Raw genomic sequence first — 17,064 nt, forward strand, 5'->3', positions numbered from 1 at the left:
TATCAGCCTCCTCAAAAAACGGTCTAGGGCCGTCTTGTCCTGTTAACGCACATAAGTGTGGGGCACGAAGGGCATCGCGCAAACGGTCGCATCCAGCGCCTTGCCGCGCACCATCAGTGCCACCGCCGTCCCGTCGCCGGCAAAGGCGGGCGGCACGAACCCCATGGCGATGGGCGCGCCAAGCGTCGGGGCAAAACCGCCGGACGTCACGACACCGATCTCATTGCCGTCCCGGTCGGCGATCACGGCGCCCTCGCGGGCCGGCGCACGGCCTGCCAGGCGCAGGCCGACAAGCCTCCGCTCCGCTCCGCCGGCCAGTTCCCGCAGGATACGCCCGTCACCGGCGAAGCCGCCGTCCTCACGGCGTTTCTTGCCGATGGCAAAACTCAGGCCCGCTTCAACCGGGCTGACCGCCGCGTTGAAATCGTGCCCCGACAGGCAAAGGCCCGCTTCAAGACGCAGACTGTCCCGCGCGCCAAGGCCGATGGGCAGCACGCGGTCATCGGCCAGCAATCTGCGGGCAAGACCGTCGGCGGCATGGGCCGGGACCGAGATTTCAAAGCCGTCCTCACCCGTATAGCCGGACCGGGACACCCAGCAGACCGCCCCTTCCAGCGTGACCATGGTGGCCTGCATGAATTTCAGGTCGGACACATCCGCGGCGATTTCAGAAAGCACCGCGACCGCCGCCGGCCCCTGAAGGGCGAGAAGCGCGTGATCTTCCATCGGTTCCAGCGTGATACGGTCCCCCAGACGCTCTTCCAGCAGGTCGTAATCCTTGTCCTTGCACGCGGCGTTGACCACCACGTAAAGACTGCCTTCGGCGTCCAGCATGCGGGTGACCATCAGGTCGTCCTCAATACCGCCCTCGTCATTCAGAAGCAGGCTGTAACGCATGCGACCGGGCTTCAGCACCCGCAGGGCACCGGGCATCAGCGTCTCCAGCGCGGCGGCCGGGTCGCCGCCGTCACGGGCGCGGATTTTCGCCTGGCCCATGTGACTGACATCGAAAAGCCCGGCATGGCTGCGGGTATGCTGATGTTCCGTTAGGATGCCGGTGGGATACTGCACCGGCATGGCATAGCCGGCGAACGGCACCATCTTGCCGCCAAGCTCGCTGTGCAGATCGAAAAGCGGCGTTTTGTCTAAGGACTGAATGTCGGCCATAATCCCCTGTCCATCCGGTGTGTATCAGCAGGACAGCCGGCGGAATCCGCCGGTCCGGTCCGTGTTTCAACACCCCCTCTGTCATGGGACCTGAGAGATTTGACCGGTACGGCATCGCCTGTATGCATGCAATGGCTCGGTATGCATGCACAGCCAGCCGGGCGGCTTACCCCTTCGGTGAGACGGGCCTGTCAGGCCTGCCTGCTTTCCAGAGTGTCCAATCCGATGCGGTCCTTTTGCCTGAGAGTTTCCGGGGCGGTTGCTCCTTCGGCGCCGCACACGAACCGGACAGGCCGGACCGGGCGCGGTCTCTCCCGCATCTGACCCGGCAGGACGGTCGTGGAACGCCGACCGGGTGACGGTGTCATTCCATGGAATGACGGCGCGATCATAAGGGCACAGCCGGTCCTGTCAATGACGCGGATGACGCAGGCCCGGTCCTGCACGCGGGACCGGGCGGATTGGGCCGGAAAATACCGCCCGCCGCCTTAACGTCGCATATTGAAAACGACTTCGTCCGGGGTCAGCTGGAAGCCCAGCAGAACCTCGTAATTGTAGCGGCGGGCCTGTTCGATGGTGGGAATCACCTGTGCCAGCGTTTCGGTCACGCTGGCCGTGCCGTCCGCGCCGAACTCAAGCCGGGCATCGAACCGCTTTTTCGAAACAATGGCATTGTTGTCCTTCAGGACGGCGACGAAATAGGGCACGGTCACGACCCTGTTGCGCAGCGCCGGGCCGGCCTGCGCCGCGATCACGAAGGACATCTCGCCGACCACGCTGTTGCCCTCGGTGCAGCCGGACCGCACATCCGTGATGGCGGCGGTGAAATCCACATCGTCCTGCGACTGTCCGTCACCGGCAAACCGCGTCATGGTACCGATATCGCCGACAACCGCGACGGCCGGACAGCGCGACACCACCACCTCAAGGGGGTTGCGGTTACAGGCGGCCAGCAGCAAAACCAGACCCAGAAACAAAAACGTGCGCATCGGCATGGAATTTCCCTGATCTTCAAAGGCGTGTTTTTAGTGCCTTCCCACCCGCGAGTGTTCCGGACGGATGTTCCGGGCGGATGTTCAACGGCGCGGGGATCATAGGGTGACCCCCGCCACATCGCAAGCGCGGGCCGCCCCTGTAAAAAACTCAGTAAAAAACTCAGTAAAAACTCGGTGAAGAACCCGCCCCGGCAGGCCCGACAGGCTTGACAAAGTTTGAAGGCTTGCCGCATCCCTTGCAAGCCCCGTGGCAAGTGCGCGATACTGGCGCCCCTCCCCTTAAGAGCTGGGCAGGAACCGGGCACAAACCGGCAGGGACTGAGCAGGCACCGGGCCGGACCCGGGCATGAAAGCAGGCGGAACGGATGATGGCACCAAGACCCGACAGCGCGACGCAAAAACCGACCCTGACCATATTGCTTGCCAACCCGCGCGGCTTCTGTGCCGGGGTGGACAGGGCCATCAAGGTTGTCGAACTGGCCATAGAAAAATATGGCGCGCCGGTCTATGTGCGGCACGAAATCGTCCATAACCGCTATGTGGTTGAAAGCCTGGAAGCCAAGGGCGCCATCTTCGTCGATGAACTGGACGCGGTGCCCGACGATGTGCCCGTGGTTTTTTCCGCCCACGGGGTGCCCAAATCCGTACCCCAGGAGGCCCGGCGCAGAAGCATGATCTATGTCGATGCGACCTGCCCCCTCGTCTCCAAGGTCCACCGCGAGGTCGAGTATCATTTTTCCGCCGGCCGGCATATTCTGATGATCGGCCATGCCGGACATCCCGAGGTGATCGGCACGATGGGACAGGTGGAAGACGGCGCCATGACCCTGATCGAAACGGTGGAAGACGCCGAAAATCTCCACCCCGCCGACCCGGACAATCTGGCCTTTGCCACACAGACAACCCTGTCCGTCGACGATACGGCGGATATCGTCGCCACATTGCAGCGCCGGTTCCCGAACATCGCCGGACCGAAAAAGGAAGACATCTGCTACGCCACCACCAACAGGCAGGATGCCGTCAAGGCCATCGCGGCGGACGCCGATAGGGTGATCGTCATCGGTGCCCCGAACAGCTCCAACAGCCGCCGCCTTGTCGAGGTCAGTGAAAAAGCCGGCTGCCGGGCCATACTGATCCAGCGCGCCGCCGACCTTGACTGGGACTGGCTGTCCGGTGCGCGCACGATCGGCATCACCGCCGGTGCCAGCGCGCCCGAGATTCTCGTGACGGAACTGATCGACGCGCTCAAGACGCGCTATGACGCCCGCGTGGAACTGCGCATGACGGCGGAAGAGGATGTCATCTTCAAGGTCCCGCCCATTCTGCGGGACGTGGCGTGACGCCGCCTGCCCGCCTGCGCCCCTGACCCCGTCCCATGGCCGTCTATACCCATATCGATGACCGTATGCTCGGCGACCTTCTGGCCGGGTTCGATATAGGCCGTGCCCTCAGTTTCAAGGGCATTGCCGAGGGGGTGGAAAACTCCAACTATTTTCTTGAAACCGAAACCGGCCGTTTCATCCTGACACTGTATGAAAAACGGGTCAGCGCCGGGGACCTGCCCTATTTCCTGGGCCTGATGGACCATCTGTCGGCCAGGGGTCTGCCGGTGCCGAAACCGGTCGCGGACAGGGGCGGCAGGGTCCTGCGGGAACTGGCCGGCCGGCCGGCGGCGATCATCGGCTTTCTCGACGGTATCAGCATTGCCGAAACCACGCCCCCGCATTGCACGGCGGTGGGCGCATCGCTTGCCCGCCTGCACAGGTCCGGCGCCGATTTCACCCTCCGGCGGACCAATGACCTGTCCCTGGACGGCTGGCACGACATGGCGGAAAAAACGCTGACCCGCGCCGACGAGGTTGAACCCGGCCTCGCCCGCTTCATCGAGGAAGAACTGCGCTTTCTGCACGATCACTGGCCGGACGGCCTGCCGGTGGGCACCATTCATGCCGACCTGTTTCCGGACAATGTTCTCTTCACCGGAAACACGGTCACCGGTTTGATCGATTTTTATTTCGCCTGCACGGACATGCTGGCCTATGACGTCGCCGTGACCATGAATGCCTGGTGTTTCGATGCCGGCCACCGCTTTGTGCCTGCGCGCGCCAAGGCCCTGATCGAACAGTATGACATGCTGCGCGGGCTGGAACCGGCGGAACTGGACGCCCTGCCGGTGCTGGCACGCGGCGGCGCGTTGCGGTTTTTGCTGACCCGCCTGCACGACTGGCTGTTTCCCGTCACGGGGGCCCTGGTCCGCCCGAAGGACCCGCGCGAGTATCTGGCGCGCATCCGATATCACCGCACCGTCAGGGATGCCGCCGATTATGTCGTCTGATACAGGCAAAACGCCGCACCGGGCTGGGCTTGGGCGCCGCCACCGGTTCCCATGGCCGCGCCCCGGGATCATGTCATGAGCACCCTTGTCGAGATTTACACGGACGGCGCCTGTTCGGGCAATCCCGGCCCCGGCGGATGGGGCGCGCTGCTGTTGTACGGCACGCATGAAAAGGAACTGAAAGGCGGCGTGGCCGACACGACGAACAACCGCATGGAACTGACGGCCGTGATCGAAGCGCTCAACGCGCTCAAACGGTCCTGCACCGTGCGTGTGATGACCGATTCCACCTATGTCCGGGACGGAATCACACGCTGGCTTCCCGCCTGGAAAGACCGCGGCTGGAAAACAGCGGCCAAAAAACCGGTCAAAAACGCCGATCTGTGGCAATCCCTCGACCGGGCGGTCAGCCGTCACACGGTTGACTGGCGCTGGGTCAAGGGCCATGCCGGCAACCCCGGCAATGAACGCGCCGACCGTCTCGCCAATGAAGGCATGGCGCCGTACCGCCGATAAGAGCCGCCCCCGCGAAAACTTGGCAAAATGCTAATCATATGTATGCAACATACATATATCCCTTGATCTTTTAGGGAACAGGCCAGATCACACTTTAAAGTCGCATAATTTGTAAACAGTCTGCGAGAAGTTTCATGCCACTTTTTGGCGATCGTCCTTTGACTGAAGACAATTGGGTCGATAATGCGGAAATGGCGGATCGTTTGCCCTTTCCTCTGTTGAAAACCCTGTATTCATTATGGGCGGACAAGAAAGCCGCGCTCGGCCACATTCCGTCATGGGGCGACTTCAGCCCGTCGGAAATCAGCGAAATCATACCCTCCCTGGCGGTATTCCAGCACGACGACGACAATGGCAGGCTGCGCATTCGTTTTATCGGCACCCGCTTCGTCGACGTCAGCGGCACGGACAATACCGGCCTGTTCGTCGACGAACTTCCCCACAGCGACAATATCGTCGAACGCGCCCGGTCGGTGATGGAGGGGGGCCGTCCGCGCTTTTTCAGCGGACGGCGCATGACCTGGGCGGACAGGGAACACAAAATCTACTGCACCCTGTGCGTGCCCCTGCAAAACAAGGACACGCAAAAGGTGGATCATCTCGCCTACGTGGCGGAATTTTCCTGACAGGCCTGATCGTTCTGACAGACACGCGTTTCCTGACGGATACGATTTTCCCGACAGGCCTGTATCGGCCTCACCACTTCAGGCCGTCTCAAGGGGCCGCTTGCGCCGGCGCCATCGGTCCGCTGAACGCCTGCCCGAAAAAGTCGCCCCTGTTCCACACCGGTATTCCATCCGCATTGGCCACATCCGTCAGGATCAGCCAGTTCACATACGCGAATTTGGCGCCCGCCTGATAATTGATCGGCAATGACACATCGTCGCGCGGCGTGTGATAGGTCTTCGACAGGAACTCCCGGAACAGGGCGCCGCCATCCTCGCCGTCAGGGCTCTCGCCCCATCCCGTCATCAGGAAAACCGACGGCACGCCCTGCTGGACAAACCGGTAATGGTCGCTGCGGGTAAAAATACCCTCTTCCGGAATGGGGTCGGGGCTCAAGGTGACACCGGCCTTGTCCAGCGCCTGTGCCGCCATCGGGCCAAGGGTGCTGCGGTCCGCCCCAAAAGCGACGACATCGACAAAATCATACAGCAGCACGGGCATGTCGACATTGACATTCGCCACGACCCGCAGGTCCGGGCGCGTCGGAAAACGGGCCAGGTAATCGGCGCCGAGCAGGCCTTTTTCCTCCGCCGTGACCGCCGCGAACAGGATGGACCGGCGGGGGCGGATGCCGGTTTCCGCATAGACACGCGCCACCTCCATCAGGATGGACACCCCGGTGGCATTGTCCATCGCGCCATTGTTGATCTTGTCCGGCCCTTTCAGGGTTTCATTCGTGCCGATATGGTCCAGATGCGCCGTCATCACGACCACTTCGCCGGCAAGCTCCGGGTCCGTCCCTTCCAGAAGGGCAACCACATTGGGACTTGTAAATGTGTCCGAGCGGCGGCTTTTCCGGCTCAGGCTTGCCCGGACATCGAGGGGACGGGCTTTGGGGCTCCCGGCATCGGCTTCCGCCAGAACCGCATCGAAATCGCCGCCGCCGGCCGCGAACATGCGCCGCGCCACGCCGTGGGAAACAGTGGCCGTCACCCGAACGCCGTTTTCACCCGCGTCCGGACCGTCCGGGGCGATCCAGTTGAAACTCTTGCGGCCCAGAAACCGGCGGGACCGGGCGAACGGACGGCGTTTTTCATCAATGGCGGAATTGACGGTGATATATCCGACCGCGCCGCGCGCGCCGAGCGCCCTGGTTTTGGTCCGCCCCGATCCATGATGGGCACGGATTTCCGTCTGAAAGGACTTCGGCGCACCGCTGATCACCAGGGCGATCTTGCCGGTCAGGTCCACGCCGGCCAGATCGTCATGCCCCAGGTCGGGGGCATGGATGCCGTACCCGACAAAAACCACATCCCCTTCAACCGTGGCATCCGCCGTGCGGACACTGCCGCTCATCAGATACTCATCGCCCACCGTCAGATCCGTCGTCTCGCCGCCCATGGTCAGCGACAGGGCCACGTCGTCCGGAGTGATGTGCGCGGTCTGGAAGGGAACATTCTGGAAATAACCGCCATCGTCCCCGGCCGGCACCAGCCCAAGCCGGGTAAACTGCGCCGCCACATAATTGGCGGCGATCTCATGGCCGGCACTGCCGGTGTCCCGGCCGCCCAGCCTGTCATCCGCCAGAAAGGCGACGTCCGCCTTGATGCGGTCCGCCTTGAAACTGGTGCGATCCACACCCTCGTCACCGGTGTGGATCGTAACGGTGCAGCCGCCAAGCGCCAGCAGGGCCGCCAGTGCCAAACAGGCTGTTTTCATCGTGCCGCGTGTCATGATTTTTTCCTCCCCACAGTCAACATCAGGGGGCCCGGCAAGGACCTGCCCCAATCGTTTTTATTCTTCAGCGTTTTCATACGCCCAAAGCCCGACAATATGGACTTGTGGCACACAGTCAATCCGGAGTCATGCCAGCCATGTCATGCTGCCGGCCCTGCACATAACGGTGCTACACTGACCGGATGGGACGGATGGTTGCGGATCGTCGGCCCCACGCTCCCTGTCCTCATGCCGCACCCATGGCACGGACGACGGGGTTTCAGGGCCGACCCCGTGCACTTATGATGCCCGGTGTGCCGCAGGAAGCAGCAGTTTTCCGCCGAAAGCGGACGGGCGCACTGTAGTCGGGCGCACTGTAGCGAATTGCGGTAACCCGCTTAAACCCACATATATGGCCTGCATGCTAACGAGGGGGTTGCGATGACGGCAAAAGACATTGTCGAGGAATGGGTCAGGCGCTTCAACGCCGGGGACGCGGACGGCCTCGCCGAACTCTACAGCGAAGACGCGGTTAATCATCAGGTTACGCAAGACCCGGTTGAAGGGCGCGCAGCAATCAGGTCAATGTTCCAACAGGAATTTTCGTCTGCCGACATGACCTGCCTGGTCGAGGCGATCCACGACGCCGGCGACGTCGCGGCGCTCGAATGGCGTGACCCTTTGGGCTTGCGCGGATGCGGTTTCTTCACCATGCGCAATGGAAAAATCACCTTCCAGCGCGGGTATTGGGACAAGCTCTCATTTCTGAAAATGCACGGACTGCCGATCGAGTAGCAAACGTCCGCTGAAGGCCCCGACCCTGCCGCCGCGAAAGGGGACGACCGCTCCTTCATAGCGTCCGAAATGAAACCCGTGTCAATGCGTCACCGGCGGTTGCTGCAAGGCATCCAGCGCCGCCCAGATGCGGTCCTGTCCCCACAGGGTTTCACCGCCCGCGCTCAGCGTCGGCACGCCCCAGCTGCCCCGGCGCATCATGTCCTGAAGATTTTCATGGGCGCGGACACGCCACACATCGTCCGGCAGCGCGCGGACGATCGCGGCACGGGAAATGCCCGCCATTTCCAGGGCACGGGCCAGACCGGCATCGCTGGCGCCCTCACGGCCTTCGGCCCAGACCTGACACATGAACGCATGAAAAAAATCAAAATCCTGGCCGCCCTGCCCCAGGGCCATGCCGACCGCCATCGCCCGTTCCGTCGCACGGCCGACGGGGTCGGCGATATGCCCGAACGGCAGATTTTCCAGCCGGGCCTCGCGGCCCGCGTCGAACAGGATATAGCGCCCCTTCATCGGCGGCACCGGCAATCCCCGCATGACCATGGGCAGGACCGGTTTCAGGCGGATCTGTACGGCGGTGGCCCGCATCAGGTCGCGCATCAGCGACAGGGCGAGATAGCTGTACGGGCTGCGCACGGAAAAGAACAGGTCGATTGTACGGCCGGCAATCAGCCGGTCCATCCTTTGCAGGCCATGGCGCCACAGCCGGTGCAGTTCAAAATGCACCTCTCCGTCACCGAGGTCCATGGCGTTCAACCGCCGTTCCAGATGATCCAGCCGTTCCAGGCCGGGGTAAAATTCTCCACCGCAATAAACGGTCGCGCTGGCATAATGGCCAAGGCGGCCCAGCAGTTTTTCATTGGCCCTCAGGGCCGCTCCGTCCATATCCGCCGGCCCGCAGATCGACCGGATGGCCGCCCCGTCGCGCCGCCACAGCTTGGCGCCGATCTCCTCGGCGATGGAAAAAAAGGCCGGATCGTCCTGGCGGGACGCCAGATACCGGTTCGCCATGGACACCGACAGCCGGTCCGGCACCATCGCCGTGACCGGGAACCCGATGCCGTACAGCCGCGCCATGCGGGCGGCGTCCAGGATGCTCAGGGCTTCATAGCGTGCCGGGTCGGGATACATCGCCGCCGGCAACCGCTCAATCACGCGCGGTTCGACCGTGACGTCAAACCGCTCCGCCAGTTCCGGCAGGGCCTGTACCATCAACTGGCAATACGGGTCGTCCGAGCGGTGAAAATAGATCAGGCGCACAGGCTGGAACCGCGCACGCCGCACCGCTTCATGACCGAACCGCATGAGGGACTGTCTTGTCCCGCTTGCCAGCCATCGCATCAGGGTCGGCCTTACCAGTTCCGCTACATTCATATGCCCCGCCTACCGTCCTGACCGCCACGGCCCGGACCATGACACCCTGCATCAAAGCCGTTCATGGCATGGCCGTGCGGGTGTCCCCCCTTTGTTCCTGTCGCCCCAGTTTGCCCGCCGACCGGCGGGAATGGCAATCAGGAAAAAGGGCGGCCCCGAAAGGACCACCCTTTTCCGCAATTCCGAAACCGGTTCCGGTCTCTTCAGGCCGGGTTTAAAGATGCGCCAGCATATGTTCGGCGCTGGACACCTGAAAGGCACCCGGTTCTTCGATATACAGGGCCGTGACCTTGCCGTCGTCCACCAGCATGGAAAAACGCTGCGACCGCGTTCCCATGCCGAACCCGCTGGCGTCCATTTCAAGACCCAGCGCCTTGGCGAAATCGCCGTTGCCGTCCGCCAGCATGGTCACCTTGCCGTCGGCGCTGCTGCCTTTGCCCCACGCATCCATGACAAAGACATCATTGACGCTGAAACAGGCGATTTCGTCGACTCCCTTGGCTTTAAGGGCATCGGCCTGATCGACAAAACCGGGCAGGTGCTTGGCCGAACAGGTCGGTGTAAACGCACCGGGCACCGAGAAAACGGCCACCTTGCGGCCCTTGAAATACCCGTCCGTATCCACCGGGCCCGGCCCATCGGCGGTCATGGTCATCAGCTTGGCCGAAGGAATGGTCTCACCAACTTGAATCGTCATCGCTGTCTCCTGAAAGCAAGGGGATGGACCGGCGGGGTTCCACGGAACACCCCGGTCCTGTTGAAAATCAGGTAAAGATCACGGGCGGACTCTATCGCGCTGTCCCTTACAGGCAAGGAAAAAGGAGGCAGGCGGGGGAAAAGGACACCGGCTTAATTCCGCCCCCGCATCATCAGGCCGGTCATCCCGTATCACCGGCCCACATGACCGGCCAGTATGACAGGCAGTATGACAGGCCAGTATGACCGAATAGTGCGGCTGCCGGTGGTCTCCTTTGCGGTCGCCCGTATCAGTCGTTCAGGCGCACCAGACGGTCAATGGCGTGGCCGCGTCCGTCGGTGAATGTCAGCCGGGCCTGACGGCCGCGCAGATCGCTGCTTTTATCCATGACCATGGCCGGCACGACAAAACGGATCCGACGGCCATCATCCAGCAGGCGCGTGTCCGGGCGGCCGAAATGAACGCCCTCGCCCGCCTCCGCCATCAGGTCGGCAAAGACCAGCGGCGCCCCGGCAGCGGCATCGACGACAAGACGCTGACGGCCCGGCGGGCCGGTCACGGCGGCGGAAATAACGGTCAGGCCCGCCCCGCCGTCGCCGGTTCTGTCCGGCACCCGGGCCAGGGCCTGCTCCAGAAGAATGCCGTGCGTAACCGGGGTCCCGCCCTGCCCTGTAGCGCGCGGTATCTCATACCGGGCGTCAAACGGCACGCATATATCCTTGCAGACCATGAAGGATACGGAAATTTCAGCCCCGCCCACATCGTTCCCAGGCGCGAAAGGCAGCAGGACACGCTTGGAATAGCCATATGTCTCAAGGCCGAACAGCTCGAAACGCTCCGGCAGGGTGTAAAACACCTCAACCGGTTCACCCTCACGCGATATGACAACGGGCAGACCCGCCTCTCCGGGGGACCGCCAGTAGGTTTTCCAGCCCGGGGAAAGCCGTGCCTCCCAACCGTAAACCCAGCGGCCATCCTCGCCGCCACCCTCGCCGACACCCTCGCCGACAGGGGCACCGACAAGACGCGTTTCCACCATGTCCTGATGGTTCTGCCACGGGGTCTCGACGCCGCGCGCCAGCGGCGCCAGCCACAGGACGGCGAAAACCGCCATCAGGGGGGGCAGCATGCCCCTGGCGATCCGGCCTCCCGGTTTTTGGCGAAACGCCTGTCGGATACGCATCCGCACACTCCTGAAAACATCATTAAGACTTACACACGGCCGGACCACTGCCATGCCTCGGGCCTTGCCCGCTATTCATACCCCGGCTTACCAAGAGCCGGCACCGGACGCCACCCACGGCGCTTCACAATGGCGTCAAAGCGCCCATATCGGAATATGACATATTCTGTTGCATTCTTGCCTTAAACAGTCCGCGCGGACAGGCCGTAATTGAACACATGCCACTGAAACGCTAGGCTGTAGTCTCAGGAAAGGACGCCATTGATGACCACGTCGCCCTATTTGACCGGCTCATTGCTTCTGGCCATGCCGGGGATGACCGATCCGCGATTCGACCATGCCGTGATCTATCTCTGCTCCCATGACGAATCCGGTGCCATGGGGCTGATCATCAATTATCCGCTGGAGGAACTGACATTTGCCAGCCTGATGGAACAGCTTGACGTTCCCGTGGGCGACGATGCCCCCGATGTGCCGATCCACAGCGGCGGCCCCGTGGAACCGGGGCGCGGTTTCGTGCTGCATTCCGCCGATTATGTGCAGGAAAGCACGCTGATCGTCAGCCAGACACTGGCCTTGAGTGCCACGGTGGATATTCTGGCCGCCATTGCCGAAAGCGAAGGCCCGCGCAACCATCTGCTGGCTCTTGGCTATACCGGGTGGGGGCCGGGCCAGCTGGAACAGGAAATCCAGCAGAACGCCTGGCTGACGGCCGAAGCGGACGAGGAAATCATCTTCCACACCGAATTGTATCAGAAATGGCCGCGCACCATGGCCATGCTCGGCATCGATGCCGCCATGCTGTCCGTCGAAGCCGGCCACGCCTGAGGCGAACCTGACTCACACTGCTTGGAGCCGGTCGCCGTCACCGGGACCGGCTTTACAGGCGACTCAGGCCGCTTTCAGCAGATCCTCGACCGGGCCGCCGCCAACCGCCGCCAGCGCACGGGTGCCGCTTTCCGCCATACGGACGGCAACGGCCGCCACATCGTCCGGCGTGACCGCGTCCAGCGACATCAGAATTTCCTCCGTCGGGATCACGCGTCCGTAAATCAGCATCTGCCGGCCCAATTGCTCCATGCGGGAGCCGGTCGCTTCCAGCGCCATCATCAGACCGGCTTTCAACTGGGCCTTCGCACTGGCCAGCTCGGCCAGTGTCGCACCGGCGGCAAGGCCCTGCACATCCTCCTCGATCAGGCTCAGCACCGTCTCCGCCTGATCCGGGCTGGTCCCGGCATAAACGCCGAGCAGGCCGGTATCCGCGTGCGAGGCGGAAAAGCTGTAAATGCTGTACGCCAGACCGCGCTCCTCGCGGATCTTCTGGAACAGACGGGACGACATGCCCCCGCCAAGAATGGTCGAATAGATCTGGGTGGCGTAATACTCCGGCGCCTTATGGGCCACGCCCGGCCAGGCAAGCGCCAGATGCACCTGTTCCAGGGGGCGTTGCTCGACCATGCAGCCCGGTGCGTAGCGGGCCGTTGCATCCGCTTCGCGGCGGCCTGACGGCAGTCCGGAAAAACGGCTCCGGGCCATGTCCACCAGCCGGTCATGATCCAGATTGCCGACCGCCGCGACGATGATCGACCCGGCACGGTATTTGTCCGCCATGAAGGAAAACAGGGCGTCGCGGTTGAAGGACCGCACCGTATCCGGCGTTCCCAGAATACTCCAGCCCAGGGACTGATCGGGATAGGCAACGCTTTGCAGATGGTCGAAGACGATATCGTCAGGGGTATCCTGCGCCTGTCCGATTTCCTGAAGGATCACATCCTTCTCGCGGGTCAGTTCCCCCTCATCGAACACGCTGTTCATCAGGATGTCGGCCAGAATATCCACCGCCAGCGGCAGGTCGTCCTTCAGGGTCCGCGCGTAATAGGTGGTATGATCGCGCGAGGTATAGGCGTTGATATGGCCGCCGACGGATTCAATCTCCAGGACGATATCCTGCGCCGTGCGGCGCTCGGTGCCCTTGAACAGCATATGCTCCAGACAGTGGGTGACACCGTTCAGGGGCGCGGGCTCGTGCCGGCTGCCCACATCGACCCACAGGCCGACGGATACGGTCTCCAGCATGGGACGGGCCTCGCTGACGATGCGCAGGCCGTTGTCCAGGGTGGTCAGTCGGATGGTCATGTCTCTACTCCGGACAGGTGATCGAGCATGCGGCGCTTCAACGCGGCAAGATCATTGGGCAATGTTTCAAAACGTTCCTCGGCCTGCATCAGGTCCCCCATATGGGACGGCAGGGCCGGCGTCACGCCGGTGGCCGCCGCCACCGCATCGGGAAATTTTGCCGGGTGGGCGGTCGCCAGGGTCACGCGGGGCGGGCCGTCCTCGTCCAGGCAGGCCCGCGCCGCGCCCAGGCCGACGGCGGTGTGCGGGTCGGCCAAATAGCCGCTGCGGCCATATGTGTCGGCCATGATCCGCGACGTTTGCCCGTCGTCCAGCCGCTCGGCCGCGAACAGGGCCGCAAGGGCCCCCCGCTCATCCGGGCTCAGCGCGAAACCGCCCTGTGTCGCCAGGTCCTCCATCGCGGCACTGACGGCGTTGCCGGACCGTCCTTTCAAGTCGAACAGCAGGCGTTCGAAATTGCTGGCGACCTGAATATCCATGCTGGGCGACAGGGTCTTGTGCACCCCGGCCCTGTCATAGCGGCCGGTTTTCAATGTGCGGGCCAGAATGTCGTTGCTGTTGGTGGCGATCACCAGGCGCGCGACCGGCAATCCCATGGCCCGGGCGATATAGCCCGCGAAAATATCGCCGAAATTGCCCGTGGGCACACTGAAACTGACGGGGCGGTCCGGCGCCCCGAGACTGACGGCGGCACTGACATAATAGACCACCTGTGCCAGCACCCGCGCCCAGTTGATGGAATTGACCGCCGTCAGCGACACGCCGTCGCGAAAGTCCAGATCGTTGAAAGCCGCCTTCACCAGGGCCTGACAATCGTCGAACGTCCCGTCAATGGCGATATTCACCACATTGGGCTCCAGCACCGTCGTCATCTGGCGGCGCTGCACCTCCGACACGCGGCCATGCGGGTGCAGCATGAAAATGGTCACGGCGTCGCGCCCCCGGCAGCCGGCAATGGCCGCCGAACCGGTATCGCCGCTGGTCGCGCCCAATATGGTCAGCCGCCCGCCCCGGCGCGCGGTAAAGGCATCGAACAAACGCCCCAGCAGTTGCAGGGCAAAATCCTTGAAGGCCAGTGTCGGCCCGTGAAACAATTCAAGAATCCAGTCATTGCGGTCAACCTGGACAAGGGGCGCCACCGCCGGATGGTGAAAGGCGTCGCCATATGTGGCGTCCACCATGCCGCGCAACTCCGCAGCCGTCAGGCTGTCACCGACAAAGGGCTGCAAAACCGCGAAAGCCACATCGGCATAGGGGCGCCCCCTCAGCCGCCGAAACGTCTCGGCATCCAGGGTGGGAATGGCGGCCGGCACATACAGGCCGCCGTCCCGTGCCAGCCCGGTCAGGGTGACACCCTCGAAATTCAGCTCGTCCGCGACGCCGCGGGTGGAAACATACTGCACGCTCAGATACCCCAGATGAATGACAGGCGGTCCGTCCGGCGGTTACTTTAAGGGCCGTGAAAAACCATACGCAAGGTAAACGGCTATCAGCGCCAGGGCGATCCCGTACCATGTCAGCGCATATTCAAAATGGTCGTTCGGAATATCGACACGCACCTGCCCGCCGACCGGCAGGGCCTCCGGGTCCGTATCCTCCAAAAGAACACGCAAAGGATGGACATCCGTCAGCCCGAAATGACGCGCCATTTCCCGGACATCGGCCAGATACCAGTTTCCGCGCGCCGGGTCGTTCGCCGGGGTGAAAGGGCCGGGCCGGGCGCTCAGCATGGTGGCACCGGTCACGGTTACGGTCTTCTCGCCGGCGATCGGCGGAAGGGTCTTCTCATGGGCCGGCACCCAGCCGGGGGACACCATGACCGGCACCTGCCCCGCGCGCAGAAACGGCAGATACAGGTGATATCCCGCCTTGCCGGCGGTGCTGGTACCGTAAACCCGCACCGGCGCCGCATCGGCGAAACGGCCCGTCATCTCCACACGGCGGTAAGGGGCGGGCGTCCCCACGGTTTCAAGCGGAACGGGCGCCTGATGTAGAAAGGCCGACACCTTTTCGACCAGGGCGGTTTTCGGCCCCACCTTCAACGCCTGCCAGGTGCCAAGCGATATCAGGATGCCAAGGGCCAGCAGCGCCGACACCGTCACCCCCCAACCGGGGCGAAACCCCTTTCTAAAGGGCATCGCCGTCATCCCGCACACGCCCCTCATGGGCATCATGATGGAATTGCAGTGCGATCAGCGTCGCCTTGAAAATTCTCAGCAGCCACAGCCCCATACCGGAAATGAAAACCGGCCACAGGATCAGATGAACCCATCTCGGCGGCGCGATCAGTCCTTCAACGGCAAAGGCGGCAATGGCCGTCACCGCCCCCAGAATCAGGATCACGAAAACAGCCGGCCCGTCACCCGGGTCCGCCGCCTGCAAATCAAAACCGCATACCGCGCACACGGGACGGACCGTCAGGATACCGTCAAACAGCGGGCCTTCGCCGCAATGGGGACAGCGGCACTGCACCCCCGCCCTGAACGGCGACACCGGCCGGGCATCCGCCCGGCCGGTGTCGCTTGTCTTCTGACGATCCGGGTCCGGCACGGCCGTTATTGACCGCCCCAGATATAAACGGCGAAAAACAGGAACAACCACACCACATCGACAAAATGCCAGTACCAGGCCGCCGCCTCGAAACCGAAATGATGGTCCGTCTTGAAATGGCCGGCATAGGACCGGAACAGACAGACAATCAGGAAAATCGTCCCGATCAGAACGTGAAACCCGTGAAAACCCGTCGCCATGAAGAAGGTGGCGCCGTAAATGCTGCCGGAAAAGGCAAAAGCGGCATGGTCGTACTCATAGACCTGCACGCAGGTAAAGGCGACCCCCAGAAGAACCGTCGCCCACAGCCCCTTTTTCAGGCCGTCGCGGTTGCCTTCCAGCAGCGCATGGTGCGCCCAGGTCACCGTGGTGCCGGACAGAAGCAGGATCAGCGTGTTCATGAACGGCAGGTGCCAGGGATCGAATACCTCGATCCCTTCCGGCGGCCAGGGGGCATCGGTGGTCACCAGGTCCCAGAAATCGCCGAAATTGGGGATCGGCGCCGCCGGGTACAGCGACGCGTTGAAAAACGCCCAGAACCACGCCACAAAGAACATCACCTCGGACGCGATGAAAAGGATCATGCCGTAGCGCAGGCCGATCTGCACGACGGGCGTATGATCGCCCTGTTCGGCCTCCTTGATCACATCCTTCCACCACGCATACATGGTGTAGAGAACGCCGAGAAACCCGACAACCAGCAGATAACTGCCGAAATTGGCGCCTTCCACACCGAACAGCGTCGCGTCCGGCTTCATGGAAAAGACCGCGCCAATGGCCAGAAACAGAACCGCGATGGAGCCCACAATGGGCCATGGGCTCGGGTCCACCAGGTGATAATCGTGCTTAACGTCGCCCGCCATTTCTCAAGTCTCCTCACAAGGGATCAGGGACCTTATACGCCCTGCATACCTTATCCCCAACAATTTTG

At 62.8% G+C, this 17,064-nt stretch carries 17 protein-coding genes and 2 riboswitches; of the genes, 6 read left to right on the forward strand and 11 right to left on the reverse strand.

The features are described from left to right. Positions 1–42 precede the first annotated feature (42 nt). Both gcvT and BXY39_RS14340 read right to left on the reverse strand, forming a co-directional pair. Positions 43–1,167, reverse strand: coding sequence for a glycine cleavage system aminomethyltransferase GcvT (gene gcvT, locus BXY39_RS14335; protein ID WP_121939558.1), 1,125 nt, complete (start codon positions 1,165–1,167; stop codon positions 43–45). Between the two features lie 68 nt (positions 1,168–1,235). After that, positions 1,236–1,385, reverse strand: a riboswitch (glycine riboswitch). Beyond that, a riboswitch (glycine riboswitch) is annotated at positions 1,386–1,494 on the reverse strand. Between the two features lie 161 nt (positions 1,495–1,655). Next, entirely contained in the window at positions 1,656–2,162 is a 507-nt protein-coding gene (locus BXY39_RS14340; protein ID WP_121939559.1) for a hypothetical protein, read from the reverse strand. Positions 2,163–2,530: 368 nt separating this feature from the next. Between BXY39_RS14340 and ispH the strand changes: the two genes are divergently transcribed. From ispH to BXY39_RS14360, 4 genes are all read left to right on the forward strand, one after another. After that, complete coding sequence (gene ispH / locus BXY39_RS14345; RefSeq protein WP_121939639.1) at positions 2,531–3,502, forward strand: 4-hydroxy-3-methylbut-2-enyl diphosphate reductase; 972 nt, start codon at positions 2,531–2,533, stop codon at positions 3,500–3,502. 35 nt (positions 3,503–3,537) lie between these two features. Beyond that, on the forward strand, positions 3,538–4,497 hold the full coding sequence (gene thrB / locus BXY39_RS14350) for a homoserine kinase (protein ID WP_121939560.1): 960 nt from the start codon (positions 3,538–3,540) through the stop codon (positions 4,495–4,497). A gap of 75 nt (positions 4,498–4,572) precedes the next feature. Then, positions 4,573–5,013, forward strand: a complete 441-nt coding sequence (gene rnhA / locus BXY39_RS14355) for a ribonuclease HI (protein WP_121939640.1) — start codon at positions 4,573–4,575, stop codon at positions 5,011–5,013. Between the two features lie 134 nt (positions 5,014–5,147). Further along, positions 5,148–5,639 carry a PAS domain-containing protein gene (locus BXY39_RS14360; RefSeq protein ID WP_121939561.1) on the forward strand — a complete coding sequence of 164 codons (492 nt, stop codon included), beginning with the start codon at positions 5,148–5,150 and terminating at the stop codon, positions 5,637–5,639. Positions 5,640–5,727: 88 nt separating this feature from the next. Here the strand turns inward: BXY39_RS14360 and BXY39_RS14365 are convergent, their stop codons facing one another. Continuing rightward, entirely contained in the window at positions 5,728–7,413 is a 1,686-nt protein-coding gene (locus BXY39_RS14365; protein WP_147453591.1) for a M28 family metallopeptidase, read from the reverse strand. A gap of 423 nt (positions 7,414–7,836) precedes the next feature. Here BXY39_RS14365 and BXY39_RS14370 point away from each other — a divergent pair, with 423 nt between their 5' ends. Continuing rightward, entirely contained in the window at positions 7,837–8,190 is a 354-nt protein-coding gene (locus tag BXY39_RS14370; RefSeq protein WP_121939563.1) for a nuclear transport factor 2 family protein, read from the forward strand. Positions 8,191–8,271: 81 nt separating this feature from the next. Here BXY39_RS14370 and BXY39_RS14375 read toward each other — a convergent pair whose 3' ends face one another. The 3 genes from BXY39_RS14375 to BXY39_RS14385 form a co-directional block, all read right to left on the reverse strand. Then, a complete protein-coding gene (locus BXY39_RS14375) occupies positions 8,272–9,567 on the reverse strand; it encodes a DsbA family protein (RefSeq protein WP_121939564.1) in 1,296 nt (431 codons plus the stop codon). Positions 9,568–9,781: 214 nt separating this feature from the next. Continuing rightward, complete coding sequence (locus BXY39_RS14380) at positions 9,782–10,264, reverse strand: peroxiredoxin (RefSeq protein WP_121939565.1); 483 nt, start codon at positions 10,262–10,264, stop codon at positions 9,782–9,784. A 289-nt stretch (positions 10,265–10,553) separates the two neighbouring features. Continuing rightward, the gene (locus tag BXY39_RS14385) at positions 10,554–11,447 is read right to left on the reverse strand and encodes a protein-disulfide reductase DsbD domain-containing protein (RefSeq protein ID WP_170163857.1); all 894 of its coding nucleotides are present in this window, start codon (positions 11,445–11,447) and stop codon (positions 10,554–10,556) included. 264 nt (positions 11,448–11,711) lie between these two features. Here BXY39_RS14385 and BXY39_RS14390 point away from each other — a divergent pair, with 264 nt between their 5' ends. Next, positions 11,712–12,275 (forward strand): YqgE/AlgH family protein, encoded by a 564-nt coding sequence (locus BXY39_RS14390; protein WP_121939567.1) that lies wholly within the window; start codon positions 11,712–11,714, stop codon positions 12,273–12,275. A gap of 63 nt (positions 12,276–12,338) precedes the next feature. Here BXY39_RS14390 and BXY39_RS14395 read toward each other — a convergent pair whose 3' ends face one another. The 5 genes from BXY39_RS14395 to BXY39_RS14415 are packed head-to-tail and all read right to left on the reverse strand — an operon-like array spanning position 12,339 to position 16,996. Next, a complete protein-coding gene (locus BXY39_RS14395; protein WP_121939568.1) occupies positions 12,339–13,583 on the reverse strand; it encodes a M16 family metallopeptidase in 1,245 nt (414 codons plus the stop codon). Then, positions 13,580–14,986 carry a threonine synthase gene (gene thrC, locus BXY39_RS14400; RefSeq protein WP_121939569.1) on the reverse strand — a complete coding sequence of 469 codons (1,407 nt, stop codon included), beginning with the start codon at positions 14,984–14,986 and terminating at the stop codon, positions 13,580–13,582. The genes BXY39_RS14395 and thrC overlap by 4 nt, the downstream gene beginning before the upstream one ends. A gap of 42 nt (positions 14,987–15,028) precedes the next feature. Next, positions 15,029–15,721: an SURF1 family protein gene (locus BXY39_RS14405; RefSeq protein WP_170163858.1), complete on the reverse strand. Its 693-nt coding sequence runs from the start codon at positions 15,719–15,721 to the stop codon at positions 15,029–15,031. Beyond that, the gene (locus BXY39_RS14410; RefSeq protein WP_211332264.1) at positions 15,711–16,133 is read right to left on the reverse strand and encodes a DUF983 domain-containing protein; all 423 of its coding nucleotides are present in this window, start codon (positions 16,131–16,133) and stop codon (positions 15,711–15,713) included. Before BXY39_RS14410 ends, BXY39_RS14405 begins: the two co-directional genes overlap by 11 nt. A 5-nt stretch (positions 16,134–16,138) precedes the next feature. Then, positions 16,139–16,996: a cytochrome c oxidase subunit 3 gene (locus BXY39_RS14415; protein WP_121939571.1), complete on the reverse strand. Its 858-nt coding sequence runs from the start codon at positions 16,994–16,996 to the stop codon at positions 16,139–16,141. Positions 16,997–17,064: the final 68 nt, after the last annotated feature.

Origin of the sequence: Eilatimonas milleporae (genome assembly GCF_003688555.1) — a bacterium.
GTDB lineage: Bacteria > Pseudomonadota > Alphaproteobacteria > Sphingomonadales > Kordiimonadaceae > Eilatimonas > Eilatimonas milleporae.

What these genes read in the sequence shown, in the direction of transcription:
- BXY39_RS14395 (WP_121939568.1), bottom strand. Translation starts at nt 13,583, where the DNA reads ATGACCATCCGACTGACCACCCTGGACAACGGCCTGCGCATCGTCAGC.
- gcvT (WP_121939558.1), bottom strand. Translation starts at nt 1,167, where the DNA reads ATGGCCGACATTCAGTCCTTAGACAAAACGCCGCTTTTCGATCTGCAC.
- BXY39_RS14340 (WP_121939559.1), bottom strand. Translation starts at nt 2,162, where the DNA reads ATGCCGATGCGCACGTTTTTGTTTCTGGGTCTGGTTTTGCTGCTGGCC.
- BXY39_RS14365 (WP_147453591.1), bottom strand. Translation starts at nt 7,413, where the DNA reads ATGACACGCGGCACGATGAAAACAGCCTGTTTGGCACTGGCGGCCCTG.
- BXY39_RS14415 (WP_121939571.1), bottom strand. Translation starts at nt 16,996, where the DNA reads ATGGCGGGCGACGTTAAGCACGATTATCACCTGGTGGACCCGAGCCCA.
- BXY39_RS14380 (WP_121939565.1), bottom strand. Translation starts at nt 10,264, where the DNA reads ATGACGATTCAAGTTGGTGAGACCATTCCTTCGGCCAAGCTGATGACC.
- BXY39_RS14405 (WP_170163858.1), bottom strand. Translation starts at nt 15,721, where the DNA reads ATGCCCTTTAGAAAGGGGTTTCGCCCCGGTTGGGGGGTGACGGTGTCG.
- rnhA (WP_121939640.1), top strand. Translation starts at nt 4,573, where the DNA reads ATGAGCACCCTTGTCGAGATTTACACGGACGGCGCCTGTTCGGGCAAT.
- ispH (WP_121939639.1), top strand. Translation starts at nt 2,531, where the DNA reads ATGGCACCAAGACCCGACAGCGCGACGCAAAAACCGACCCTGACCATA.
- BXY39_RS14385 (WP_170163857.1), bottom strand. Translation starts at nt 11,447, where the DNA reads ATGCGTATCCGACAGGCGTTTCGCCAAAAACCGGGAGGCCGGATCGCC.
- BXY39_RS14390 (WP_121939567.1), top strand. Translation starts at nt 11,712, where the DNA reads ATGACCACGTCGCCCTATTTGACCGGCTCATTGCTTCTGGCCATGCCG.
- BXY39_RS14370 (WP_121939563.1), top strand. Translation starts at nt 7,837, where the DNA reads ATGACGGCAAAAGACATTGTCGAGGAATGGGTCAGGCGCTTCAACGCC.
- BXY39_RS14360 (WP_121939561.1), top strand. Translation starts at nt 5,148, where the DNA reads ATGCCACTTTTTGGCGATCGTCCTTTGACTGAAGACAATTGGGTCGAT.
- thrB (WP_121939560.1), top strand. Translation starts at nt 3,538, where the DNA reads ATGGCCGTCTATACCCATATCGATGACCGTATGCTCGGCGACCTTCTG.
- BXY39_RS14375 (WP_121939564.1), bottom strand. Translation starts at nt 9,567, where the DNA reads ATGAATGTAGCGGAACTGGTAAGGCCGACCCTGATGCGATGGCTGGCA.